This is a genomic window from Paenibacillus algicola, from assembly GCF_005577435.1.
GTDB classification, from domain to species: domain Bacteria; phylum Bacillota; class Bacilli; order Paenibacillales; family Paenibacillaceae; genus Paenibacillus_AQ; species Paenibacillus_AQ algicola.
In genome coordinates, this window is record NZ_CP040396.1 from 1,773,100 (window position 1) to 1,797,478 (window position 24,379).

A 24,379-nucleotide genomic window follows, 5' to 3' on the forward strand; every position below is an offset into this window, starting at 1 on the left:
ATCCTGAGCACCGCTGTTTGTTTGTATTACGTGCAAGGCGTCGCGCCTGCATCCGGCAAAGATGAGTGTCAATTAGAAGATTGCATCGGCCTCAATAATGACCTTGACGTTCTGAATGCTGCGATCCTCCGGACCTTTTACCGGCAGCCCGACATCAACGTGATCTGTGATGTAATCGATGTTGTCCTGGGAAATGACCTCTCCAGGGAGGAGGATCGGGATTCCCGGCGGATACACATAAATGAATTCGGCAATAATCCGGCCAGCAGATTCTTTAAACGGAATGACCTCGGTATCCCCGTAGAAGGCGTCGCGCGGAATGAGTGAGAGCTGGGGAATCTCCGGCACCTTGACGATCAGCTCGTTAATTTCATTCCGATTGTGATGCTCCTGAGACAGCTCTTTCAAAGCCGTAATGAGCGTCTCTACCGTATTCGGCGTGTCACCCGGCGTAATCAGGCACAGGATATTGTACATATCACTGAGCTCCACCTCAATGTTGTATTTCTCCCTGAGCCAGTTCTCTGTTTCATAGCCGGTAATTCCCAGATGGCGGACATGGATCGTGACCTTGGTAGGATCAAGGCTGTAGGTGGCCTCTCCGCCCAGAATATCGTCTCCGAAGCAGTAAAGACCTTCAATCTCATTGATGGAGCGGCGGGCATGCTGGGCCATCTCAATCGCTCTGGAAGCCATCTCTCGTCCGTGCAGCGCCAGGTTGCGTCTGGAGGTATCCAGGGAAGCCAGCAGAATGTACGAGGTTGAGGTCGTCGTCAGCATACTGATAATGGTCTGAACCCGGAACGGATTAATGTACCCGTTCTTGGTATTTACATTCAGCACGGAGCTCTGCGTCATGGAGCCGCCCAGCTTGTGGACACTGGTTGCCGCCATATCGGCGCCGGCCTGCATGGCAGACATCGGCAGGTCCTCGTGAAAATGAATAAGCACCCCGTGGGCTTCATCAACCAGCACGGGAATATGATAGCTGTGCGCCAGATCCACAATCTCCTTGAGATCCGCGCTGACACCGAAATACGTCGGGTTGATGACGAGCACCGCTTTGGCGTCAGGATGACGCTTCAGAGCCTTGCGGACCGAGCTGATCGTAATGCCGTGGTCAATGCCCACATTATGATCCTGTGCCGGAGACACAAACACCGGCTTGGCCCCGCTGAAAATGATCGCGGACAGCACCGATTTATGCACATTGCGCGGCACGATAATTTTGTCCCCGGGAGAGCAGACGGACATAATCATCGTCATGATGGCACCGCTCGTGCCCTGGACACTGAAAAAGGTGTAGTCTGCGCCAAATGCATCGGCGGCAAGCTTCTGCGCCTGCTCGATGACGCCTGTCGGCTGATGAAGATCATCGAGGGGAGCGATATTAATTAAATCTATGGAAAGGGCATTATCGCCGATAAACGCCCGAAATTCTTGATCGGTTCCCAGGCCCTTCTTATGTCCTGGAATGTGAAACTGAACCGGATTGTTTCCCGCATGCTCCTTCAGTGCGGTAAAGAGCGGTGTTACGCTATGGTCCATGGAAGCTGTCACAACCTTTCTGTATCTAGAGATTTAAACAAAATTGAGTATAGCAAAATAGGGGGGGAATGCAAGCAAAGCTTTTGGAGGCGTGGTGCCCCGACCGAGCTCGCTGCAGTCCTTGTCCCCCAGTAACAGTATTGGCGTCTGCCTTGAATATCAATCAAAAGCCGGGCTCGCAAGGATGCAAGCCCGGCATGTCTACATTTAGAAAGACAGCCTGTACAGCGGCAGTAACGTTTCGAAGGTGTTCTGAATCACACCGGACAGCTCCTCGCCGTTCATTCGGGAGGCCTCCTCCCGAGGGATGCGCAGCCCGCACATCACCTCCGCCTTCTTCACCTGCTTCAGCTTCCGGATGAGCTCGGCGAATGCCTCGCTGTCCATTTGCTCATGCGGGGTGCCTTCAGGCTTCATATGATCGGTGGACCAGTAAAAGCTCTGTGGCAGCTGCTTGCGGATCTCCGGCAGCTGCTGCTCCAGGTGCCCGGCAAACACCGTTTTGTTCGGGCTCTCGTAAATAATCGCGAAAATGACAAACACGTGGGACTCGAACATGCCCACTTCAAAATGCGGCAGCGCCTTATATCCCCGCTTCCCTGCCGCCCAGGCCACCCAGGTGTCCACAGGGGGATTGACAGTGCGCCGGGCATGCTTCGCCACATGAACGAACATTTCCTCCCCGCAGATTGCCGATACGAAAGGCGCGAGCTCTGCGCCAAGGGCTTCAAGCTTCGGGCGCACGTTTTCAATTAGCGCATCCATCCGGGCCTCCAGGCCGGGAACAGTAAATACATCAAAATCTTTTGCATCAAATCCGGTAAAGCTCATACGTCAACAGCCTTCCTGTATATTAGTGGTGAAACGTTGAAGTCCTCTAAGAACGGCTCAAAAATAGTCAATAAACCAAGGTACCGTTACATAAGATGAAGTATAAGATATAGATAAGACTTTCGTCAAAATCGTAAGACATGATAAGGGCCGCACCCGCAAATGGACAAAGCGCAGGAGTACCAAGGAGGGAGTGCCGTGAATAAGAGCGAGGAAGTAGAGTATTGCAATCTGGAGCTCCGGTTTGAACGCCGGCATATCCAGGAGCTGATCAAGGATTTGATTCAGGAGGGGTATTCGCTTTACTGGAGTGAGAATGAAGCCCAGTTTGTCATTTCGATCCGCACCGGAAGGAAGCTCGTGAAGCTGAAATTCCAGCGGACAGGAAGCGGCTTTAAGCTGGTCGGGGATTACATGATCAAGGACCCCAAGCTGTCGGAGTGGATGGAGAAGCTGATTGAGAACACTCGCGGCCACGCCGTTGTGAAGCGATTCAAGGATCGGCAAATCCTCATTGAGAATATTTTATTCGGAGAAGTCATCCGCCTGGTCGAGATCTCCGGCTACCGCCAGCGAGTCTTGTATCAAAAAGGCACTCCCATGACGGAGCAGGAGATGATCCGGATGTTCGAGTCCAGGGAAGGTGAGCAGCGGCTGCTGCTCTGCAGACTGGAGACGGACGACGAGCTTGAGAAGCTGTATAATGCCCTTCAATCCGGGGATGCTAAAGCGGCGGCAGACTGCAGGCAAAAGCTGGAGGAGCTTGCTTTGGAGCTGTTCCGGCTGGAATGGTAATTCTGAACTGCGTTAAGCCTATGCGTATGATCCATCAAATATGAATACACGAAAAACACCTCCGGTCACCAGGGGTGTTTTCGCGCGGCCTTTGGCAGCAGGGGTTCACTTCTCCGCAGAAAAACGTTAATATAAGAGTGTTGTAAACAAAACGGTGTATGAATCGGCACTGTGAGACTACAAATTTAGAGCAAAGGATGGAGAACCAACAAATGGCAAAGCAACAGATTGGTGTCATTGGCCTTGCTGTAATGGGCAAGAATTTGGCTCTTAATATTGAGAGCAGAGGCTTCACGGTTTCCGTATATAACCGTTCCCCGCAAAAGACGGAGGACCTGCTGAAGGAAGCGGAAGGCAAGAACCTGACAGGGACCTTCTCTGTGGAGGAATTTGTGGAGTCGCTGGAAACTCCGCGCCGTATTCTTATTATGGTACAGGCAGGACAAGCTACTGACGCTACAATTGAGCAGCTGCTGCCTCACCTGGATCAGGGCGATATTATTATCGACGGCGGCAACGCCTACTTCCCGGATACCGTTCGCCGCAACAAGGAGCTGGAAGCGAAGGGCTTCCGTTATATCGGAGCCGGCGTATCCGGCGGCGAAGAAGGAGCACTGAAGGGGCCTTCCATCATGCCAGGCGGACAGAAGAGCGCTTATGAGCTGGTAGAGCCGATCCTTACGGCTATTTCTGCAAAAGTAAACGACGAGCCTTGCTGTACATATATCGGGCCGGACGGCGCAGGACATTATGTGAAGATGGTCCACAACGGCATCGAGTACGGCGATATGCAGCTGATCTGCGAAGCTTACCAGCTGCTGAAGGATGTACTGGGCATGGAAGCTCCGGAGCTTCATGAAATCTTCACGGAATGGAACAAGGGCGAGCTCGACAGCTACCTGATCGAGATCACCGCTGACATTTTCTCCAAATATGATGAGGAAACCGGCAAGCCGATGGTTGACCTCATTCTGGATACGGCCGGACAGAAGGGCACCGGCAAATGGACAAGCCAGAGCTCCCTGGACCTGGGCGTGCCTTTGTCCATGATCACGGAGTCTGTATTCTCCCGCTTCCTGTCCGCGATGAAAGAAGAGCGTGTTCAGGCGAGCCAGATTCTGAGCGGTCCTCAGGCCGAGAAGTTCTCCGGAGACAAAGCTGAATTTGTGGAAAATGTCCGCAAAGCTCTGTTTGCCTCCAAGATCGTATCCTACGCACAGGGCTTTGCCCAGCTGCGTGCGGCTTCGGACGAGTACAACTGGGATCTGCAATACGGCGAGCTGGCCAAAATCTGGCGCGGCGGCTGCATCATCCGTTCCCGTTTCCTTCAGAACATCACAGATGCCTACAATAACGACCCACAGCTGAACAACCTGCTGCTGGATCCGTTCTTCAAGGACATCATCGAGAACTACCAAAGCGCTTGGCGTAAAGTGGTAGCATCTGCTGTATCCATGGGTATTCCGGTGCCGGGCTTCTCCAGTGCGCTGGCGTACTACGACAGCTACCGCTCTGCGAACCTGCCTGCGAACCTGCTTCAGGCGCAGCGGGATTACTTCGGCGCTCACACGTTCAAGCGTGTGGACAAGGAAGGCGTATTCCACTTCAACTGGATGGACTAAGACCAGCTTTCAGTGCTAAGGCCGTTCAGGATGTCAGCCAGACAGGCGCGGATTTCCTCACTGCAGGTGTGGATCGCTCCGCGGCTGTCCATGAGCAGCAGGACCGCCCGGCAATAGCCTGAATAGCTTTGCAGTAACTGTGACTTCGTAAGCTCCTGCGCTGCAGGATCGAGCGAAGTCACTTTTTTATGCGCATAATGCAGCACCCACATGATGTCTTCGCGGCATAGAGGATGTGTGGGCTTCTGAATAAGGTTCAGTCGCCTCGACGGTCCCAGTGGACCTGCAGATTCTGGTTCATTCATACTCTTAATCACTCCTGACTCTGAGCGAATCTAGTGCTACTGCTATTAGGTATATGACAATACGAGGAAAGATAGACTTCCTGCTCGGTATAAAACTAGATGCGGAGGTCATTGTCCAGTCTTTTGGCCCTATGGTATGATAATGAAAAACTTGAAACTGCTAGACTAACAGATGGGGGGAGCCTATGGAGCAGCGTAACATCAGCATCGTCCTGATCGGGATGATGGGCACTGGCAAAAGCACCGCAGGCCGCTGGATCGCGGAACAGCTGGGTTATGAGTTTGTCGATCTGGATCATGAGATTGAAGTGGCCGCCGGGAAGCGTATTCCTGATCTATTCGCTGAGGATGGAGAGCCGGCATTTCGGGATCTGGAGTCGGCCGTCCTTGCGAAGGTGCTGTCCTGCAGCAAGCGGGTCATTGCAACCGGAGGCGGGGCTGTGCTTTCAGAGAGCAACTGTGAATTGATGAAGCGCCAGGGCTGGGTTGCAGCATTGACCGCCGGGGCGGAGAGCATTGTGGAACGCGTGCGGGAAGATCAGGGAAGGCCATTGCTGGCGGGAGGAGACTTGGAGCTAAAGGTTAGAACGATCCTGGAAGAGCGGAAAGACTGCTACCGGTTTGCGGATGTGACGGTGGATACGACTGGGATTTCCGCTGAAGAGGCAGGCCGGCAGATTTTAATGCATTACCGCGTTTAAGATGCATACGAGCGTATAACAAAAGACAGGAATCCAGAGATTCCTGCCTTGCGTAATTCATTGGGGTAGCCGCGCCCTATTCGTTGTCGTCGGCGTTCCACTCCAGCATGCCGCCCTGCATATTAACCAGCTTGTCCAGTCCTTGCTGGCTCAGGTAATCGCATACGCGCTGGCTGCGGCCGCCGCTGCGGCAGATGAAGATCACTTCCTGATCAGCCGGAATTTCCTGGATTCGGTCCGGGATTTCACCCATGGGAATATGCTTCGCACCGGGAATCATGCCCTGTGCTACTTCATCGTCCTCGCGGACATCAATCATGTAAAGCTTCTCTCCATTGTCCAAGCGGCTGCGCAGCTCGGAGGGAGTAATCTGGGGAATAGAACTCATATTCAAAGAACCTCTTTTCTCTAATGGGTCTGTTATTTGCTTGTTCTATGATACCGAAGCTGCGTTTTGCCTGTCAATTTCCTGTCTTGTGCCACCTTTATAACCTGTACTATTATTGTCAAAAGGAGAGATTACATAACATGGACGTTATTGTGAGACCGACCGCTGCATTGAGCGGTTCTATTGGAGCCTTGTCCTCCAAAAACTATACGACCCGCTATCTGCTCGTAGCCGCACTGGCAGAAGGAACAAGCACCATTTATTACCCGGCCCGCAGTGAGGACAGCGACGCGATGAGACGCTGTATTCAGGATCTGGGGGCTGTTCTTGAAGAGGATGAAGAGAAAGCGGTCATTACCGGCTTCGGCAAGCATCCCAAGAACGTGAAGGAGCTGAATGTAGGTAACGCAGGAGCAGTTCTTCGCTTCTTGATGGGAATTGCGGCACTGACCGAAGAAGTACATTTTGTGAATACGTATCCGGATTCTTTGGGCAAGCGTCCTCATGATGACCTGATTGACGCTTTAGGTCAGCTGGGGGTTGAGGTTGAGCATCACGGGGGCCGGCTGCCGATGACCATCCGCGGCGGCAAGCCGCAGGGCGGTTCGATTACGGTGTCTGGCGAGGTCAGCTCGCAGTATTTAAGCTCCTTGCTGTTCCTGACTCCGCTGCTTGAGGGCGATAGCGAGATTACCGTGACCGGTGATCTGAAGTCCAAGGTAGTCATCGGCCAGACGCTGGAGGTGCTGGAGCAGGCAGGAATTGTGATTCAAGCGAGTGAGGATTACAGCAAGTTCCGTGTACCTGGCGGACAAGCGTACCAGGCGAAGACGTATACTGTGCAGGGCGACTACCCGGGTTCGGCCGCCGTGCTGGCGGCCGCCGCGGTCACTCAGTCGGATGTGACGATTCGCAATCTGTCGCCGGACAGCAAGCAGGGAGAGCGCGCCATTATTGATGTGCTGAAGGCTATGCAGGTTCCGCTGACGCATGAGAATAACGATGTACGCGTACAGGGCAATGGCCGGCTTCAAGGCTTGGAGTTTGACGGCGATACCGCAACGGATGCCGTGCTGGCTATGGTGGCGGCAGCTGTTTTTGCTGAAGGGACGTCCCGTTTCTACAATGTAGAGAATCTTCGCTACAAAGAATGTGACCGCATCACGGATTATTTGGCCGAGCTTACCAAAGCCGGTGCCCGTGTCGAAGAACGGCAGTCGGAAATCATCGTCCATGGCCGGCCGGAGGGCGTGGAAGGCGGAGTGGAGATCAATGCGCATTATGATCATCGCGTCATTATGGCACTGACCGTGGTCGGCCTCCGTGCAAGCCAGCCGCTGAGAATCAAGGATGCACATCATGTGGCCAAATCGTATCCCCAGTATTTCGACCATCTCAAGGCGCTTGGCGCAAATGTAGAATGGGTAGAATAATAACGTAACGACGGACGCGAAGGCCTCAGCCTGAGCGCAAGAAAGGCGGGATGACACGTGGCATTTCAGAATCCAGCCCGGGAAGAGATTGGCAATATACTTGCTAATGCGGGCAGCATCGCTGTTGTTGGCTTGTCTGACAAGCCGGATCGAACCTCGCATCTGGTGTCGATGGCCATGCAAAGCCGGGGGTACCGGATCATTCCGGTGAATCCCGGCGCGGAGCACATCCTCGGAGAAACCTGCTATCCTTCTCTGGCAGACATTAAGGAGCCCGTAGACATCGTCAACGTGTTTCGCAGAAGTGAGTACTGCGCTGAAGTGGCTCAGGAAGCGGCAGCGATCGGCGCCAAGGTGCTGTGGCTTCAGCAGGGCATCTGGAGCGAAGAAGCAGCCCGGATCGCGCAGGAGAACGGGATGACGGTCATTATGGACCGCTGCATCAAGGTCGAGGATGCCATCACCGGGGGAAGGTCATAAGCGCTGCCTGGCGCGAGAGAAGACAGGTCCTATGCAGACGTAGGACCTGTCTTCTTTTTGCCTGCAGCAAACCCTTTTGACAAAAGCCGGAGCAGCGCTTACCATCTAAGTTAGAAAGGAGGGCTTGCCTTGAATTGGTTGGGCTCTTTACAGCAGCTGGGGCGGGCGGTTATGCTTCCCACCATGGCGCTGCCCGCGGCAGCTCTCCTGCTGTCGTTCGGAAGCCTGCCGTGGGCAGCCTGGGGTGCGGAATCCCTGGGCACGATTGCTACCGCGGCCGGCCATGGCGTGTTTTATTACATGCCGTATTTGTTTGCTATTGGCGTCGCTTGGGGATTGTCCAATCAGGGCGGTCCCGCAGGACTGGCAGCGCTGGCAGGCATGTTTATTTATGATCAGGTGACGGGCACAGCAGGAGATGGGGAGATTCAGCCCTCGACGCTGATCGGAATTATTTTTGGATTAGTATCCAGCCTGGTGTATAACCGGTTTAAGCATATCAAGCTGCCGGAGGCGATTCAGTTTTTTGGAGGGTCGCGGTTTGTTCTTCTCATTATGGGACTGTTCTCGGCACTGTTTGCCTGGGGGATGGTCGGGCTGGCGCCAAGGATACAGGGAGGCATGGAGTCATTTTATGAGCTGACCGTGCATCTGGGCGGCTTCGGCTTGTTTCTGTACGGTATTTTATACCGGGTGCTCGCCGCATTCGGGCTTCATCATCTCCTCAACAATGTGTACTGGTTTCAGTTAGGCACGTATGAGACGCCGGACGGGACGGTGGTGCAAGGGGATTTGCCCCGGTTTTTTGCCGGCGATCCGACGGCGGGTGACTTTATGGCCGGGCTGTTTCCGATTATGATGTTTGCTCTGCCGGCAATAGCTTTTGCCATCATTCAGGAAGCGCGAGAGGATCTGAAGCCCAAGGTGAAAAAGACGTTCATGCGCTCTGCACTGGTATGCTTTTTGACCGGGGTATCGGAGCAGATTGAATTCGCTTTTCTCTTTGCTTCACCGTATCTGTATATCGTGCATGCGCTGATGGCAGGCTTTGCCATGGTGCTTACCTATATGCTGAACATCCACCACGGCTTCTCCTACTCTGCAGGCTTTATTGATTTCGTCATTAACTTCCACCTGTCGCAAAATGCCTGGATGCTCATTCCGATCGGCCTGGCATATGGACTGGTGTATTACTTCCTGTTCCGTTGGGCGATCCGCACCTTCGGCATTCCAACGCCGGGCCGGGAGGAAGGGTCCGCTCTGGAGGGCTGGGCCGGCAACATTCCGTATCAGGCTCCGCTTATTCTGGAGGCGCTGGGCGGCAAGGACAACATCGTCCAGGTGGAGTCCTGCATGACGCGCCTGCGGCTGACGGTGTACAATGACCGCCAGATTGATGCCAATGCGCTGAAGCTGCTCGGCTCTGCCGGATTGATTAAGCTTGGCGGAGGCAATGTGCAGGTCGTCTTCGGTACGTACTCCGAGCTGATTCGGGAAGAGATTAACAAGCTGATGCAGCGGGATCTGCCGCGCGTGCTGTTCAGCGCGCCGGTCCAGGGCCGGATGCTGCCGATTGAAGACGTTCCGGACGATATATTTGCCGCCAAGCTCGTGGGCAACGGCGTCGCGTTTATCCCGGATAAGGGAGAGCTGGTGTCGCCCGTCTTCGGAACCGTGATGCATGTGTACCCAACGATGCATGCAGTGGGCATCGCCACACCGGAGGGGCTGGAGGTGCTCATTCATATCGGCATTGACACTTCGCAGCTGAAGGGACCGTTCCAGGCTGTAGTGAAGGAGGGCGACGAGGTTGAGCCCGGCCAGCTGCTGGTGAGGTTTGACCTGGGCTATCTCAAGACGCACGCCGCATCGCTGGCGACACCTATGGTCATTACGAACCCCGACAAGGTCAAGTCCTGGAGCTATGCACCCTTCAAATCAGTGAAGAAAGGGCAGACCTCGGTACTATCGGTGGTGTTAAATGAAAGCAATCCTGGGGGTAGAGAGAAATGATTCAAGGTATTGGCGCAGCAGCTGGTGTTGCGTTCGGGAAGGCCTTTGTGCTTCCGCACTGGGAGCTCGATCTGCCGGAGTCCCAGAAGGACGCTGTTGATTTGGCGAGAGAGTTTGAACGGCTGTATGAGGGCATCCGGACGTCCAAGAACGAAATCGAATATATCAAGAATGAGTTTAAGGAAATGGTCGGCGATGAGGAATCGCATATTTTTGATGCGCATCTGGCGATTCTGGAAGATCCGGTATTTATGAATGAAATTCAGGGCTTGATCGAACGTCAGTACAAGGCGGCAGAAGTCGCAGTCAAGGAAGCCATTGACCACTTTGTCACGATGTTTGATCTCCTGGATGATGAATATATGAAAGAGCGGGCCATGGACATCAAGGACGTCGGCAATCGTCTGCTCAAGCATTTGCTGGGGGCGCCAGAGGTCACGCTTCCCTCTGATACCCAGCCCTATATTCTCGTAGCGAAGGAGCTGTCTCCATCGCAGCTGGCGCATTTGAATCCATCTCACGTGCTCGGAATCGTAACGATGGCAGGAGGGAAGACCTCGCATTCCGCTATTATGGCGCGGGCCATCGGGATTCCGCTCGTTTCGGGTGTGGAGAATCGGCTCGAGAAGCCGATTCAGACCGGAGACTACCTTGCACTGGATGGAGAAAAGGGATGCCTGTACGTGAATCCGGACACCGAGGTCATTGAGCACTATCGAAGCCTGCGTGAACAGCAGCTGCAAAAGAAAGAGCAGCTTCAGCTGCTCTCCTCGGTGGATGCGGTCACCAAGGATGGCTTCAGCTTCCGGCTGGCAGCCAACATGAACTCGCTGAAGGAGCTGGACACGGCCCTGCATCATGGTGCGGACGGCGTAGGTCTGTTCCGGACGGAGTTTCTGTATATGGACCGGCAGGATTTTCCGACCGAAGAGGAGCAGTTTCAGATTTATCGCCAGGCCGCCGAGAGAATGGCAGGGGCACCGGTCGTCATCCGGACCCTCGATATTGGGGGAGACAAGCAGCTGGAATATTTTCCACTGGCAGAGGAAGAGAACCCGGTTCTGGGCTACCGCGGAATCCGGATCACGCTGGACCGGACAGAGCTGCTGCACACCCAATTAAGAGCCATCCTGCGGGCAAGCAAGCATGGCCAGATGAAAATTCTGTATCCTATGATTTCCTCCGTGGATGAGCTGAAGCAGGCCAATGCCGTGCTGAAGCAGTGCATGGAAGAGCTAGACGGAAGAGGCATTCCGTATGATCGGGATATTGAGGCGGGCATTATGATCGAGGTGCCGGCGGCGGCCATGATTGCCGATATGCTGGCCAAGGAATGCGATTTCTTCAGCATTGGCACCAATGATCTGGTGCAGTACGTACTGGCTGTGGACCGGATGAATGAGCAGATTGCATCCATGTACCAGCCGTTTCATCCGGCTGTGCTGCGCATGCTGCGCACAACAGTGGACGCGGCGAAGGAAGCGGGTATTCCGGTCAGCGTCTGCGGAGAGCTGGCTGGGGATGAACGGGCCATTCCGTTATGGCTGGAGCTGGGTGTCAATCAGCTCAGTATGTCTCCGCTGTCCCTGCTTCGGGTGAAGCACCGCATCCTGAATACGGCTGCCGCATCAGCTCAGCAGGAAGCCAAAGCCTGCTTTACGCTGAGCTCCAGTACAGATATCGAGGATCGCCTCAGCCGGTTTGCGCTGGCTCAGCCTTCATAAATTTCATAGGCATACAAGCAACAGGCCTGTCCCGAATTTCTCGGGACAGGCCTGTTGCGGCTGAAGTGCACTCAGACTTTGGCCAGCGCATCGCAGAAGGCTTGGCCGTATGGAGGCAGGTCGGCTGGCCGGCGCGCAGAAACGATATGTCCGTCCGTGATGACCGGCTCATCCACCCACGTTGCTCCGGCGTTCTCCATATCATCGCGAATACCGGGAGTCGACGTTACAGTAACCCCCTGTAATATTTTGGCGGAGATCAGCACCCAGCCAGCGTGGCAGATCTGACCGATCGGCTTGCGGTCGGTATCCATCTGGCGTACCAGCTGAAGCACCTGATCATAGCGGCGAAGCTTGTCCGGCGCCCATCCGCCTGGCACCAGAATGCCGTCATAATCCTTGCTGTCGAGCTCGTCAAAAGCGTATTCTGCCGTTGCCGGCACACCGTATTTGCCGATATAGGTCTTTCCTTTCTCCAATCCGGCAAGATGCACCTCTGCACCTTCCTCCCGAACTCTGTACACGGGATACCACAACTCCAGATCTTCAAATTCTTCATCGAGCAGTGCAATCACTTTTTTACCGGTCAATCTCATTACAGCAGGTCTCCTTTCAAGATCTCAGGGTTTTAGATTCAACGTCTCATTCTTTAACAGACTCTATAAGTATAACAAACTAAATCGGACCCTTAAAATCAGGGATGGTAAATAAAGCATAATTTGATTTATTCAAGGATTCTGAAAGGATTTTTGTTATGATAGTAGAATAGTACTATGAGAATAAGGACCCGGTAACGACATTCATGACGGAATCAGAGGTGGCCCCATTGTTGAAGAAATGTACTTGTGGACAAATGATGGAATTAAACCTGAGAACACTGTTTTTCTCCAAAAAAGAAAGTATTACTCACGTTCCCGTGAATGTTTGCGAGGATTGCGGAGTCTATGAGCTCTTGCCGTGCATCAAGCAGGAGGTTGTCAATTACGTGACCTCAGTGAAAGCAGGGCAAAGCGGCGGTGAAATCTCGCTGACGGACCTTTATGAGCCGGCTGCCCTGCTGAAAGAGATTCTCTCAGGACCTCTGGAAGACAGCTTCCAGCTGCCCGAGAAATGCAAGGATCTGATCGGGGAACATATTAATATGCTTCTGGACCTATACCGATTCGCCAAAAGCGAGGGCGATGGTGACTGGATGGCAGACATCAACGAACGCCTGGAGGCTATGACGGTCTTTCTGAAGTCGATTCAGCCGTCTTCAGATATTTACGCGAGCTGATTTGTCGCATGGTGTCGAGTTTGTTGGATTTTTCACGATCGTTTTGTTAGGATATAGAGTAGGAACTTCAAAATATGGAGGGAAGGTATATCCGATGGCGACGATGACAAAAATGACTTCAAGAGATCAACTGCAGGCTGCGATAGAGCGTACCTCCGACCGGGCGCTGCTTCTGTTCAAGCACAGTACCCGCTGCCCGATCAGTGCAGCTGCTTACGATCAGGTTCTGGCCTATTTGAAAGGGGAGCCTCAGGAAGGCTTTGAATACATGATGATTGATGTGATTGCTGACCGGGCGGTGTCGAATGAAGCGGCGGAGAGACTGGGCGTGAGACATGAATCGCCGCAGGTGATTGTGGTTCAAGACGGCCAGCCGGTATGGCATACATCGCACTATCAAATCACGGCAGGCGAGCTGGACAGCAAGCTGAAGAGCCTGTAATGTAAGGGCTTGACATTGCACAAAGCCGTATTTTGTCGTATCATAAATGTAATTATTAGGCGAACGTTTTTTTGAAAATTTATTGGCAATGGAGAGAAGGAATTTGACGGTAACCATTTATGATGTGGCGCGCGAAGCAGGCGTATCCATGGCCACAGTGTCGAGGGTTGTGAACAACAACCCCAATGTGAAGCCACAGACCCGGAAGAAGGTTTATGAAGCAATAGAGAGATTGGGATATCGTCCGAATGCGGTGGCAAGAGGCCTTGCCAGCAAGAAGACCACCACGGTAGGTGTGGTCATTCCGGACATCTCGAACTCGATCTTTGCCGAGATTGCCCGCGGGATTGAAGATATCGCCAATATGTATCACTATAATATTATTCTGTGTAATGCGGACAAGCGGAAAGAGAAGGAAATCCGTGTTATTAATACACTGCTGGAGAAGCAGGTGGATGGACTGCTCTTCATGGGCGGAACGGTTACAGATGAGCATATCCAGGCGTTCCAGACCTCTGCTGTTCCCATCGTGCTCTGCGCAACCAGTGACGAGAAGGGCTCGTATCCTTCGGTTGATATCGATCATGAGCAGGCGGCCTTTGATGCGGTCAGCACACTGATTCGTCATGGTCATCGCGAGGTTGCAATGATCAGCGGTACCTTGCAGGATCCGGCGAACGGCTATGCCCGCTTCCAGGGATATAAGAAGGCGCTTGAGGCAGCTGGTATCGAGTATCAGGAGGACCTGGTACGAATCGGCAATTACCGGTATGAGTCCGGTGTGGAAGCCATGAAGTATTTCCTGGGCTTGAAGAAGAAGCCAACTGCGATCTTCGCTGCTACAGACGAGATGGGCATTGGTGCGATCCACAGCATCCAGGATGAAGGGCTCAAGGTACCGGATGACTTCTCGATTATGAGCGTAGACAACATTCGAATGGCCTCCATGGTTCGTCCTCAGCTGACCACAGTGGCTCAGCCGATGTACGACCTGGGCGCGGTAGCTATGCGGCTGCTGACGAAGCTGATGAAGAAGGAGAATGTAGAGAATCCGCGCGTCATTTTGCCGCATGAGACGATTCTGCGTTTGTCCGTGAGTCACGTGAACGACTAAGACTAAGCATGAAGTGCAATCAATATAGCGAGAGAGCCCCTTTCCGGGGCTTTTTCGATTGGATAACTATAATTCGTTGTGAAGGAGCTGTAAGTAGATGAAGAGCCATACAGTCGGCCTGATTGGCGCGATGGATGAAGAGATTGAATTGCTGCTTAATGAGATGGAGTGCAGTCAGAGAGTTGTGAAGGCAGGAATTACATATGTGAAGGGTGCTTTACAGGGGAAAGAGGTCGTGGTCTGCAAATCCGGCGTCGGTAAAGTCAATGCTGCGATTACGACCCAGGTGCTGATTGACAGCTTCGGGGTCTCTCAGATCCTCTTTACAGGCGTGGCCGGAGCCCTGGACCCGGAGCTTAATATTGGCGATATCGTTATTTCTTCCTCCTGCATGCAGCATGATATGGATGTGACACCGCTAGGCTTCCAGAGAGGAGTCATCCCGTATCAGGAGGTTTCTGATTTTCCAGCAGACAAGGAGCTGGTGTCCTTGGCAGAGGCCGCGTGCCAGACGCTGGAGGATGTCAGCTACAAGATTGGCCGCGTGCTCTCGGGGGATCAGTTCATTGCAAGCCGAGAGACGGTTGAGCTGCTCTATGGCGAGCTTCAGGGCGCTTGCGCAGAGATGGAAGGCTCGGCTGTGGCCCAGGCCTGTTATATGAACGGGGTGCCGTTTGTTGTGATTCGCTCCATGTCGGATAAGGCAGATGGCTCGGCCCATGTGAATTTTGCCGAATTTACAGTGGCTTCCTCCCGGCGTTCTCACAGGATTGTGAGCCGCATGCTGAGTCAGCTGGGTACGGTGCAGTAAACATACAAGACGCTATGAAAAAGCCTCCTTCGCCCAGGTACATTCGGGTCGAGGAGGCTTTATGATGTTTGTGGGGGATCAAGCTTCAATACATAATGCGCTGCTGAAAACGAATGCGGTCAAACTGCTCCTTCGACGAGAGTGGAACCTTGCTGCCAATGCGAACCATGAGACAATTAGCCGGATGGGAGCAAATTTCGGGATCGTCAGTGGCATACCACTCCATATCAACCACCTTCATGAGGCGCTCCATCATTTTGCGGTAATCCCAGACGTTCAGTCCGCTGCCCTGCAGGTCCCAGTGCCAATAGTATTCCGTCGTAAACACTATATAGGCTTCCAGCTGGCCGTCCTCGAAGGCGGTCTTGATCAGGTGCTGGCCGAGACCCAGGCTGCGGTAATCATCCGCCACCTCGATGGCTCCTAATTCTATCAGATCTTCCATATTGCCTTGTGACCAGCGTTCCAGCTCGTCCGGATAGTGGAAGGTTACATATCCTACAATGGTATCGTTATCAATAGCTGCAATAATCCGGCCTTCGGGAAGTCCGGCGATCTCAATCAGCGCTTCATGCTGATCGGCAGGGCGGCGGAAGGCATCCAGGTGAGGATGCATGCTCAAATCGGCCAGAGCCTGTGCAGGAATCGGACCCTCCACCTTTATACGGCGATCTTCCGGATACAAGAGATGAGACTTGAACAGCTTGGGATGCTCCATCTAGTACGCTCCTTTCGGGTACCTACCCTACTTATAGCAAAAAAATAAAAAAATGAAAAGCAATGACACGAAAACGACAGGTATGATATAATTTTCCTCGACATAAAACCTTCACAAATAAACATATTGACTTCCACGGCAGTTCTAATCAAGCCATGGGTACGGAAATGATGCTGTTCAATGCTTTGTGTAATCCGCGCTTGCTTGGTGTTTTGTAAGCGCTGTCCACTTGAAAGTAAGTCATTGCTATTATGATTTAACGATGAGGAGGATGCAACATGAATCACACGCACAAGGAAGTACTAGCTAGTGAGGTTACCCATTCCAATCTGAGTCACTATGAACAGGCTGTAGAGCGATTTTCGTGGAAAGAAATTGAGAGCCATTTCACCTGGTATGATACCGGGAAGGTGAACATGGCTTATGAAGCCATAGACCGCCATGTAGCAGAAGGCCTTGGGGACAAAACTGCGCTCCTGTACAGCGATAGCAGCAGAGAAGAAGCCGTCACCTTCGCACAGATGAAGGAGCAATCCGACAAGTTCGGCAATGTGCTGCGTAAATACGGTATTGGCAAGGGAGACCGCGTGTTTATTTTTATGCCGCGCAGTCCGGAGCTTTATGTTAGTCTGCTGGGCACGCTGAAGGTAGGGGCTGTGGTAGGTCCGCTGTTTGAGGCCTTTATGGAGACCGCTGTCAAGGACCGCCTGGAGGACAGTGGAGCGGTTGCGTTGATCACAACACCAGCCTTGCTGCCACGAGTCAAGCGGGAGGAGCTGCCGCTGCTCAAGCATCTGATTCTGGTGGGAGAGGACATTCCAGAGGGTGAAGGGCTGCTAAACTATCAGAAGGAGATGGAGCAGGCCTCAACCGACCTTCAGATTGAATGGCTGGATCGGGAAGACGGCATGATTATGCATTATACCTCCGGCTCAACGGGCAAGCCGAAGGGAGTATATCACGTACAGAATGCTATGATTCAGCATTATTATACCGGCAAGGTTGTTCTGGATCTGCGGGAGGATGATGTGTACTGGTGCACCGCTGACCCTGGATGGGTTACAGGCACTTCTTACGGGATTTTTGCACCTTGGTTAAATGGCGTGACCAATGTGATCCGCGGCGGACGCTTCAGTCCCCAGGATTGGTACAACACCTTGGCTAAGAACAAGGTAACGGTATGGTACAGTGCACCGACGGCCTTCCGAATGCTGATGGGAGCCGGCTCAGATATGATCAGCGAATATGACCTGAGTCATCTGCGCCATGTCTTGTCGGTGGGAGAGCCGCTCAATCCGGAGGTTGTCCGCTGGGGACATAAGGCGTATGGACAGCGGATTCACGATACCTGGTGGATGACCGAGACCGGTGGGCAGCTCATTTGCAATTATCCGGGGATGGCCATTAAGCCTGGCTCTATGGGACGTCCGATTCCAGGTGTCAAGGCTGCGATACTGGATGATCAGGGCCGGGAGGTTCCGCCGAACACGATGGGCAATCTGGCCATTCAGACTCCTTGGCCATCTATGATGCGGCAGATCTGGAACAATCCGGCGAAGTATGAGGAGTATTTCCGAATCCCGGGTTGGTACATTTCCGGAGATTCGGCGTATATGGATGAAGAGGGCTACTTCTGGTTTCAAGGCCGGATTGATGATGTTATTAACTCGTCCGGAGAACGCATTGGTCCCTTTGAAGTGGAGAGCAAGCTGGTAGAGCACCCGGCGGTGGCCGAGGCCGGCGTCATCGGGAAGCCGGATGTGACCCGGGGCGAGATTATTAAAGCGTTCATCTCGCTGCGTGAAGGCTATGAGCCATCCCAGGAGCTCAAGGATGACATTTATCGCTTCGTCAAGGAAGGGCTGTCGGCACATGCTGCACCGAGAGAGATCGAATTCAAGGATAAGCTGCCGAAGACCCGTTCCGGCAAGATTATGCGGCGGGTATTGAAGGCATGGGAGCTGGATCTCCCGACCGGCGATCTGTCCACGATCGAAGATTAATGTACAGACTAGCAAGAGAGTAGTAATACTATAACAGGCATGGCAGTGCTCGGGAGGGTGATCCCGGTGCTGAAGAAAGCGCAAATAGACCAAAATAAAGACATGGCGGTGCTGGGCTAACCTCCCAGACTCTACCATGTCTTTATGTTATGGCTTCATAATTTCACTCACTCAAGGGAGTTTCCTCATTAAGGCTTCTCGAACTTAACTGTCGCAGAAGCTGAGGATTCTCCCTGTTCATTGATGGCGGTCACCCGGAAGGTACCGTTGATCGGTTCATCGACACGCAGTGTAAATTCCGTGCCTTGGCTTGAGCCAATCATCTGGAAGACGCCATTGCTATTCGGGCTGAAATATACCTGATAACGCTGCACCTGTTCATCAGCCGGGTTCGCCGCCCAGGTGGCTCTGAAGCCGTTAGACGTCGCTTGAACGGACAGTTTTCTTGGCTCAGAAGGTATCGAGGAAGGGCCCTGAGGCTCCTGAGGACCCTCAGGCTCCTCGGTCACGCCATCCTCCGGAGCGCTGTTATCATAGTCTGGATTCTGAGGCTGCTGCGGCGGATCCGGAGTGACCGGTTCCGGAGCCGGTGGTGTGTATGATGGACCGACGGCATCACTTGGAACCGACGTTCTGCCTGCTACATCCACTGCAACAACATAGTACTGAACGTTCGATCCGGACGAGGACACGATATAATTCGGTCCGTCACTAGACACAACCTGACCGGTCTGTAGAAAAGCACCTCCGTTAGAAGAACGGTACAGCCGATACCCGACTACGTCCGGTGATCCGCTTGGTGTAAAGCTAATCACAGCCTGGCCGTTGCTTGTAGAATATCGAGCATTCTTCGCCGGAGTTGGCGCGCTGCCGTCATCTACCCGAGGATCCACCTTGGTCGGCATATCCTTGCTTGCATCCTCCGGAATGTAATAGGATAATGGCGGATGATCGCCAGTCATGACCTCCAAGGCGTTCTCCAGCTCCTGAACCAGCTCGCTGATCGGCTTCTCGCGCCGGATGACGGTACGGGTGCTAAGGAAATCGTCAGGTGTTCCTTCTCTGGCGATATAATTGGCGCCCCGGTAGGTGATGAATTTAGCTTGCTCCACAGCATCATCCTGCTCTTTCGGCACAAACTTGGCATTGAACAGATCCGTGACATAGCGGTCGGTCAGAGCCGAAGGAAGCTTGCCGCTGTAGAAAGACACGGTCTGGGTAACAATGCCCTCCGGCTGCTTGAATTCCTTGTTCTCAAACAGCTTCGGTTTAAGATTGATGCTCTCATTCATAATTTGGGACCAGATATTTTGAGCATGAGTCCGCTGCGGTTGGTCCAATGTATTCACCTGCAGATCATAGCCAACCCATACGCCGACTGTAATGTCGGGCGAGAAGCCAACGAACCAGCTGTCGGCATAGTTTTGGCTAGAGCCCGTTTTGCCGGCAATGGGAATACTGTTGAAATGCTTGTAATTTTTAAGAACCGTACTGCCAGACCCTTCAGTAATGACCGTTCGCATCATATCTGTCATAAGATAGGCGGTCTGCTCTGAATATACCTTCACGGGCTTCACTTCGTGCTGATATACAATATTGCCGCGGGAATCCAGGATCTTGCTGATCATGTAGGCATCGTTGAATTTTCCCTGATTGCCGATCGAGCTGTAGGCATTCGTCAGTTCTTCTACCGTTACACCATACTGCAGCCCGCCGAGTACTCCGGTAGCCGCGGCGTTATCTTTGTCAGTCAGTGTCGTAATACCGAGCTTTTTCGCAAAGTCCCATGCCTTATCAATTCCAATGGCTTCATTAAAAAGCTTCAGCGCCACAGTATTGGTGGAGTCATTGAGGGCTTCGCGTGCAGTCATCAGTCCTTTATATTTATCATATACGTTCATCGGAATATGAAAGCCCTTGCTGCCATCCTTCAGGATAATCGGAGAGTCATCCACTATGCTAGCGGGCTGAACTTGACCGGATTCCAGAGCCGGCAAATACGCCGCAATCGGCTTCATGGCGGAGCCGGGCTGCCGCCGCATTTGTGTGGCCAGATTCGTCTGCTCCGTTTGAAAATCACGGCCTTCAATCATGCTGAGGATGGCGCCCGTATCATTGTCGATAACCATAGCCGCAGTCAACTCCTGACCCTTCTCCTCATCGTCCGGATAGAAGTTGTCATCGTTATCCGCGATCTTCCGCAGGGCTCCGTACAGGGTGCGGTCAATGGTCGTATAGACACGGTAGCCGCCCGTGCTGAGCTGCTCCCGGGCTTCGTCCATCATCTGATTCAGCTGATCTGAGCTGACCTGGCTGAGATCAACATCGGGGTAGTTCATGCTCATGATGACATCGGATGCCTTGCGCTCAACCTCCATCATCAGATAAGGATAGGTGACATAAGCCTTCTGCAGCCGGGGAGCAAGCGAGGCTTTAATATCAAACTGCTGTGCTTCCTCGTATTGCTGCGCTGTAATGACGCCCTCCTCCAGCATACGCTCCAGCACCAGCCCCTGACGCTTCAGGGCGCGGTTAAAGGCGTCCTCATTAAACTGCCCGGTTCCATCGAAAGCGGAATAGGCGGACGGGAGCTGGGGCAGACCGGCCAAATAGGCAGCCTGAGCGATATTCAGCTTGCTGAGATCATTCATGTTAAAAATCCCTTTTGCTGCTGCCTTGATTCCGAACACATTATAGCCGTTCGAGCCGTTGCCGTACGGAACCTTGTTCAAATAAGCCGTAATAATTTCGTTCTTGGTCATATACCGCTCCAGGCGCAAGGCAAGCAAAATTTCCTTAACCTTCCGGTTGGCGGTGCGGTCCCTGCTCAAGAATACCTGTCTGGCCAGCTGCTGCGTGAGCGTGCTGCCTCCGGTCTGCACCGGCTCATTCAGCAGGCGCTGCTTTACCGCGCGGGTCGTACCTTTCAGGTCCACACCTTCATGGGTGAAGAAGCGGTTGTCTTCTATAGCTACTACGGCATCAATCACAATTTGCGGTATTTCTTCAAACTCCACCGGCCGCCGGTCTTCTTCAGTCCGAAGCTGGCCAATGGGTGAGCCGTCTCCAAAATAGGCGAAGCCGGTGATGGCGTTGAGTCCCATTTGCTGCTCAATCAGGTCCCGGGATCTGACAGGATCATCCTTGACAATGGAGGTTACGTAGCCGAACACAGCCCCTCCCGCAAACAGCATGCCCATGAGACCTACGACAAAAAGCCAGCCGATCACGCTCCCGATTCTGCGTCCAATGGATCGTTTGGGAGGACGATCTTTCTCAGGCTTCTGTTTTTTCTCCTCAACCATGAATGTTTACTCCTCCTTTTAACGCACCTATTATAGCATAAATTGCAGGATTTGAATCATGCAGGCTGGAACCTGTCGATTTGGTCATGAAAAGTTTGACTTGCATTGACGGCTTATGCTATAAATATGGCTAAGTTCATATCAATAAAAGCTTCGAAGGACCCCAGTAGAAGGGCGAATGAGATCTCCCAGAGATCCGGTGGTTGGTGCGAACCGGAAGAATCGTCCCCTTTGAATTACTGTCCAGAGCTGTCCGGAGGAACGTGATCCACTTCAGAGTGTCACCAGTAGTCCGGTACCGGGTATTGTATTCCGTTATGTTAATGAAGTGAAAGCCCCTGCCTCATGCGGCGCGGGTTTTAATTAGGGTGGTAACGCGAGTGCTCCTTCTCGTCCCTTGGGATGAGAAGGAGCTTTTTTGCGTCTAAATACAGGAAGGATGTGCACGAAGTGGCTATGAAATGGGAAGAGCTAACAGAGGTTCAGCAGCAGGAGGTAGAGCGTCAGCTGGATGTCATCGCAAGGGGAGCCGTTGAAATTGTCCCTGAGGAGGACATGAGACAAAAGGTGATGAGATCCGTCGTCAGCAACGAGCCGCTGCGGATCAAGCTGGGTATGGATCCATCGGCGCCGGATCTGCATCTTGGACATACGGTCGTTCTGCAGAAGCTGCGCCAGTTCCAGGAGCTGGGGCATGAGGTGCAGCTGATCATCGGTGATTTTACCGGCCGGATCGGTGACCCTACCGGTAAATCGGAAACCCGGAAGCAGCTGACGGAGGAGGATGTGATCCGGAATGCTGAGACGTATCAGAAGCAAATCTACAAGGTGCTGCTGCCGGAGCTTACCAAGGTATACTTTAACTCTCACTGGCTGGGACGCATGTCGTTCGGGGATGTCGTTGAGCTATCCTCCAAGGTCACGGTTGCGCGCATGCTGGAGCGGGATGATTTTGAGAAAAGATATCATAGTGGACAGCCGATCAGCATTCATGAATTTTTCTACCCGCTCATGCAGGGCATGGATTCGGTAGAGCTGAAAAGTGATGTGGAGCTTGGCGGCACGGACCAGAAATTCAATCTGTTGATGGGCAGAACATTGCAGAAGGAGTATGGCGTGGAGCAGCAGGCGATTGTGACGCTTCCGCTGATTGAAGGGCTGGACGGCGTTCAGAAGATGAGCAAGAGCCTGGGCAACTACATCGGTATTGATGAAGAGCCTAATGAAATGTATGGCAAATCCATGTCGATTCCGGATGAGCTGATGCTGAAATACTATAGTCTGGCGACAGATATCAGCAATGAAGAGCTGACCGCATTGACTGAAGGATTGGAGAAGGGAACTGTGCATCCGAGAGATGGGAAGATGCAGCTTGGTCATACCTTTGTACGGATGTACCATGGTCAGGACGCGGCGGATGCTGCGCAGCAGCATTTCGTGACCGTGTTCCAGCAGCGCGCCCTGCCGGAGGACATCGAGGAGTTTGCGATTCCGTCCGAGGAGCTCGTGGACGGAGAAATTCGGCTAATCCGGCTGCTGACCTTAGTAGGGTTTGCAGCATCGAATGGAGAAGCCAAGCGCAGCATTCAGCAAGGCGCAGTTAAATGGAACGAAGAGAAGCAAAGTGACTTTAACGGAAGCATCAAGCCGGCAGATGGAGATATTCTTCAAGTGGGTAAGCGCAAATTTGCGAAGTTAAAGCTTTCTTAATACAGAAAGACAGAAAGACAGAGCAGCAGGCCGGCAGACGAAGCTGAACATCACCTTCAACCTGCCGGCCTTTCTGCATACAGAGCGAGGCATATGTTATAAAAAAAATCCCCCGGTGTTTCCACCTGGGGATTCTTATATTAGCGGTTGTAGAATTCGACGATTTGCTTCTCATCGATGTCCTGGGACAGCTCGGAGCGCTCTGGCAGACGGATGTACTTGCCTTCCATTGCGTTCTCATCAAACTCCAGGTAAGCTGGCAGATGCACACGGTTAGCCATTGCATCCTTGATTGCGGACAAGCCGCGGCTTTTCTCACGAAGGCCGATCACGTCGCCAGTGGAAACGGAGTAGGAAGCGATGTCCACTTTCTTGCCGTTTACAGTAACATGACCATGAGCAACCAGCTGACGAGCACCTGCACGGGAATTGCTCAGACCCAAACGGTATACGAGGTTGTCCAGACGGCTCTCGAGCAGGAACATGAAGTTCTCACCGGCAATACCTTTCATGTGCTGTGCTTTGTCAAACAGTGTGCGGAATTGCTTCTCGCCCAAGCCGTACATGTGACGAAGCTTTTGCTTTTCTTGAAGCTGCATACCGTAGTTGCTCATCTTTCTCCGTTGGTTAGGACCATGCTGACCCGGAGGGAAAGGACGCTTCAATTCTTTGCCAGTACCGCTGAGGGAAATACCCACGCGACGGCTCAATTTAAATTTAGGACCGGTGTAACGTGCCATGTAATATAGACTCCTTTGTAATTAGGTTTCATTTAGGGCTCTATTTGCGCCGTATTTGTTCATCGCTGTCTATATTGACAGATCTGACAGGAAAGTTCAGCCGCTGTCCCGTCAGCAACAAATTCGTGAGGGTGACACAATCATCCGCCCAAATTCAAATGAATGCATTGCATTCTTTTTCAACAATAAATATTATATGAAATAGGGGTGTAAAGTCAAGAATAACGTAACCCGGAACTTTGTCTAATTTTGTCGATAGGACTACAGACCTAAAAAACATGTATGAAATAACTAAAATGTAATGCAATACTAGGTAAAAAAGAGTAATATAATATTGTTATACGAGAACTTTGTTCAAATAATCAAATTACATAAGAAGGCGCCTGTATTGCTTGCTTATCGCTACGAACTGGAAATGAA

At 52.6% G+C, this 24,379-nt stretch carries 21 protein-coding genes and 1 other annotated feature; of the genes, 13 read left to right on the forward strand and 8 right to left on the reverse strand.

Going from position 1 to position 24,379, the window contains the following annotated elements; translation table 11 throughout:
* Positions 1-72: 72 nt before the first annotated feature.
* Complete coding sequence (locus E6C60_RS07940) at positions 73-1,548, reverse strand: aminotransferase class I/II-fold pyridoxal phosphate-dependent enzyme (protein ID WP_138225367.1); 1,476 nt, start codon at positions 1,546-1,548, stop codon at positions 73-75.
* A gap of 207 nt (positions 1,549-1,755) precedes the next feature.
* Positions 1,756-2,379 (reverse strand): DUF1054 domain-containing protein, encoded by a 624-nt coding sequence (locus tag E6C60_RS07945; RefSeq protein WP_138225368.1) that lies wholly within the window; start codon positions 2,377-2,379, stop codon positions 1,756-1,758.
* A gap of 198 nt (positions 2,380-2,577) precedes the next feature.
* On the opposite strand from E6C60_RS07945, the gene E6C60_RS07950 reads away from it, so the two are divergent.
* Both E6C60_RS07950 and gndA read left to right on the forward strand, forming a co-directional pair.
* Positions 2,578-3,174, forward strand: a complete 597-nt coding sequence (locus tag E6C60_RS07950) for a hypothetical protein (protein WP_138225369.1) — start codon at positions 2,578-2,580, stop codon at positions 3,172-3,174.
* A 212-nt stretch (positions 3,175-3,386) separates the two neighbouring features.
* A complete protein-coding gene (gene gndA / locus E6C60_RS07955; RefSeq protein WP_138225370.1) occupies positions 3,387-4,796 on the forward strand; it encodes an NADP-dependent phosphogluconate dehydrogenase in 1,410 nt (469 codons plus the stop codon).
* Here gndA and E6C60_RS07960 read toward each other — a convergent pair.
* Positions 4,793-5,101 (reverse strand): hypothetical protein, encoded by a 309-nt coding sequence (locus E6C60_RS07960; protein WP_138225371.1) that lies wholly within the window; start codon positions 5,099-5,101, stop codon positions 4,793-4,795. The genes gndA and E6C60_RS07960 overlap by 4 nt on opposite strands.
* A 185-nt stretch (positions 5,102-5,286) precedes the next feature.
* Between E6C60_RS07960 and E6C60_RS07965 the strand changes: the two genes are divergently transcribed.
* Positions 5,287-5,802, forward strand: coding sequence for a shikimate kinase (locus E6C60_RS07965; protein ID WP_138225372.1), 516 nt, complete (start codon positions 5,287-5,289; stop codon positions 5,800-5,802).
* Between the two features lie 76 nt (positions 5,803-5,878).
* Here E6C60_RS07965 and E6C60_RS07970 read toward each other — a convergent pair whose 3' ends face one another.
* Positions 5,879-6,190: a rhodanese-like domain-containing protein gene (locus tag E6C60_RS07970; RefSeq protein ID WP_138225373.1), complete on the reverse strand. Its 312-nt coding sequence runs from the start codon at positions 6,188-6,190 to the stop codon at positions 5,879-5,881.
* A 140-nt stretch (positions 6,191-6,330) separates the two neighbouring features.
* Between E6C60_RS07970 and aroA the strand changes: the two genes are divergently transcribed.
* The 4 genes from aroA to ptsP all read left to right on the forward strand — a co-directional run bounded on the left by aroA (position 6,331) and on the right by ptsP (position 11,840).
* Complete coding sequence (gene aroA / locus E6C60_RS07975; protein WP_138225374.1) at positions 6,331-7,623, forward strand: 3-phosphoshikimate 1-carboxyvinyltransferase; 1,293 nt, start codon at positions 6,331-6,333, stop codon at positions 7,621-7,623.
* A 57-nt stretch (positions 7,624-7,680) separates the two neighbouring features.
* Positions 7,681-8,103 carry a CoA-binding protein gene (locus tag E6C60_RS07980; protein WP_138225375.1) on the forward strand — a complete coding sequence of 141 codons (423 nt, stop codon included), beginning with the start codon at positions 7,681-7,683 and terminating at the stop codon, positions 8,101-8,103.
* Positions 8,104-8,232: 129 nt separating this feature from the next.
* Positions 8,233-10,116 (forward strand): glucose PTS transporter subunit IIA, encoded by a 1,884-nt coding sequence (locus tag E6C60_RS07985; protein WP_138225376.1) that lies wholly within the window; start codon positions 8,233-8,235, stop codon positions 10,114-10,116.
* On the forward strand, positions 10,113-11,840 hold the full coding sequence (ptsP, locus tag E6C60_RS07990; RefSeq protein ID WP_138225377.1) for a phosphoenolpyruvate--protein phosphotransferase: 1,728 nt from the start codon (positions 10,113-10,115) through the stop codon (positions 11,838-11,840). Before E6C60_RS07985 ends, ptsP begins: the two co-directional genes overlap by 4 nt.
* Before the next feature lie 71 nt (positions 11,841-11,911).
* Here the strand turns inward: ptsP and E6C60_RS07995 are convergent, their stop codons facing one another.
* Positions 11,912-12,436: a type 1 glutamine amidotransferase domain-containing protein gene (locus tag E6C60_RS07995; protein ID WP_138225378.1), complete on the reverse strand. Its 525-nt coding sequence runs from the start codon at positions 12,434-12,436 to the stop codon at positions 11,912-11,914.
* Positions 12,437-12,669: 233 nt separating this feature from the next.
* Between E6C60_RS07995 and E6C60_RS08000 the strand changes: the two genes are divergently transcribed.
* The 4 genes from E6C60_RS08000 (at position 12,670) to E6C60_RS08015 (ending at position 15,483) form a co-directional block, all read left to right on the forward strand.
* The gene (locus E6C60_RS08000) at positions 12,670-13,116 is read left to right on the forward strand and encodes a hypothetical protein (protein WP_175415246.1); all 447 of its coding nucleotides are present in this window, start codon (positions 12,670-12,672) and stop codon (positions 13,114-13,116) included.
* Between the two features lie 94 nt (positions 13,117-13,210).
* A complete protein-coding gene (gene ytxJ / locus E6C60_RS08005; protein ID WP_138225380.1) occupies positions 13,211-13,558 on the forward strand; it encodes a bacillithiol system redox-active protein YtxJ in 348 nt (115 codons plus the stop codon).
* A 103-nt stretch (positions 13,559-13,661) separates the two neighbouring features.
* On the forward strand, positions 13,662-14,672 hold the full coding sequence (ccpA, locus tag E6C60_RS08010; RefSeq protein WP_138225381.1) for a catabolite control protein A: 1,011 nt from the start codon (positions 13,662-13,664) through the stop codon (positions 14,670-14,672).
* Between the two features lie 97 nt (positions 14,673-14,769).
* On the forward strand, positions 14,770-15,483 hold the full coding sequence (locus tag E6C60_RS08015) for a 5'-methylthioadenosine/adenosylhomocysteine nucleosidase (protein ID WP_138225382.1): 714 nt from the start codon (positions 14,770-14,772) through the stop codon (positions 15,481-15,483).
* An 85-nt stretch (positions 15,484-15,568) separates the two neighbouring features.
* Here E6C60_RS08015 and E6C60_RS08020 read toward each other — a convergent pair whose 3' ends face one another.
* Positions 15,569-16,201 (reverse strand): GNAT family N-acetyltransferase, encoded by a 633-nt coding sequence (locus E6C60_RS08020; RefSeq protein WP_138225383.1) that lies wholly within the window; start codon positions 16,199-16,201, stop codon positions 15,569-15,571.
* Positions 16,202-16,479: 278 nt separating this feature from the next.
* Between E6C60_RS08020 and acsA the strand changes: the two genes are divergently transcribed.
* Positions 16,480-18,204, forward strand: coding sequence for an acetate--CoA ligase (gene acsA, locus E6C60_RS08025; RefSeq protein WP_138225384.1), 1,725 nt, complete (start codon positions 16,480-16,482; stop codon positions 18,202-18,204).
* Between the two features lie 188 nt (positions 18,205-18,392).
* Here acsA and E6C60_RS08030 read toward each other — a convergent pair whose 3' ends face one another.
* The gene (locus tag E6C60_RS08030) at positions 18,393-21,509 is read right to left on the reverse strand and encodes a transglycosylase domain-containing protein (RefSeq protein WP_138225385.1); all 3,117 of its coding nucleotides are present in this window, start codon (positions 21,507-21,509) and stop codon (positions 18,393-18,395) included.
* Positions 21,510-21,653: 144 nt separating this feature from the next.
* Positions 21,654-21,910, forward strand: a binding site (T-box leader).
* 55 nt (positions 21,911-21,965) lie between these two features.
* On the opposite strand from E6C60_RS08030, the gene tyrS reads away from it, so the two are divergent.
* Positions 21,966-23,219 (forward strand): tyrosine--tRNA ligase, encoded by a 1,254-nt coding sequence (tyrS, locus tag E6C60_RS08035; RefSeq protein WP_138227686.1) that lies wholly within the window; start codon positions 21,966-21,968, stop codon positions 23,217-23,219.
* A gap of 140 nt (positions 23,220-23,359) precedes the next feature.
* Here the strand turns inward: tyrS and rpsD are convergent, their stop codons facing one another.
* Positions 23,360-23,959 carry a 30S ribosomal protein S4 gene (gene rpsD, locus E6C60_RS08040; protein WP_138225386.1) on the reverse strand — a complete coding sequence of 200 codons (600 nt, stop codon included), beginning with the start codon at positions 23,957-23,959 and terminating at the stop codon, positions 23,360-23,362.
* Between the last annotated feature and the right edge of the window lie 420 nt (positions 23,960-24,379).

What these genes read in the sequence shown, in the direction of transcription:
- E6C60_RS07940 (WP_138225367.1), bottom strand. Translation starts at nt 1,548, where the DNA reads ATGGACCATAGCGTAACACCGCTCTTTACCGCACTGAAGGAGCATGCG.
- E6C60_RS07945 (WP_138225368.1), bottom strand. Translation starts at nt 2,379, where the DNA reads ATGAGCTTTACCGGATTTGATGCAAAAGATTTTGATGTATTTACTGTT.
- gndA (WP_138225370.1), top strand. Translation starts at nt 3,387, where the DNA reads ATGGCAAAGCAACAGATTGGTGTCATTGGCCTTGCTGTAATGGGCAAG.
- E6C60_RS07960 (WP_138225371.1), bottom strand. Translation starts at nt 5,101, where the DNA reads ATGAATGAACCAGAATCTGCAGGTCCACTGGGACCGTCGAGGCGACTG.
- E6C60_RS07965 (WP_138225372.1), top strand. Translation starts at nt 5,287, where the DNA reads ATGGAGCAGCGTAACATCAGCATCGTCCTGATCGGGATGATGGGCACT.
- E6C60_RS07970 (WP_138225373.1), bottom strand. Translation starts at nt 6,190, where the DNA reads ATGAGTTCTATTCCCCAGATTACTCCCTCCGAGCTGCGCAGCCGCTTG.
- aroA (WP_138225374.1), top strand. Translation starts at nt 6,331, where the DNA reads ATGGACGTTATTGTGAGACCGACCGCTGCATTGAGCGGTTCTATTGGA.
- ptsP (WP_138225377.1), top strand. Translation starts at nt 10,113, where the DNA reads ATGATTCAAGGTATTGGCGCAGCAGCTGGTGTTGCGTTCGGGAAGGCC.
- E6C60_RS07995 (WP_138225378.1), bottom strand. Translation starts at nt 12,436, where the DNA reads ATGAGATTGACCGGTAAAAAAGTGATTGCACTGCTCGATGAAGAATTT.
- ytxJ (WP_138225380.1), top strand. Translation starts at nt 13,211, where the DNA reads ATGGCGACGATGACAAAAATGACTTCAAGAGATCAACTGCAGGCTGCG.
- E6C60_RS08015 (WP_138225382.1), top strand. Translation starts at nt 14,770, where the DNA reads ATGAAGAGCCATACAGTCGGCCTGATTGGCGCGATGGATGAAGAGATT.
- E6C60_RS08020 (WP_138225383.1), bottom strand. Translation starts at nt 16,201, where the DNA reads ATGGAGCATCCCAAGCTGTTCAAGTCTCATCTCTTGTATCCGGAAGAT.
- acsA (WP_138225384.1), top strand. Translation starts at nt 16,480, where the DNA reads ATGAATCACACGCACAAGGAAGTACTAGCTAGTGAGGTTACCCATTCC.
- E6C60_RS08030 (WP_138225385.1), bottom strand. Translation starts at nt 21,509, where the DNA reads ATGGTTGAGGAGAAAAAACAGAAGCCTGAGAAAGATCGTCCTCCCAAA.
- tyrS (WP_138227686.1), top strand. Translation starts at nt 21,966, where the DNA reads ATGAAATGGGAAGAGCTAACAGAGGTTCAGCAGCAGGAGGTAGAGCGT.
- rpsD (WP_138225386.1), bottom strand. Translation starts at nt 23,959, where the DNA reads ATGGCACGTTACACCGGTCCTAAATTTAAATTGAGCCGTCGCGTGGGT.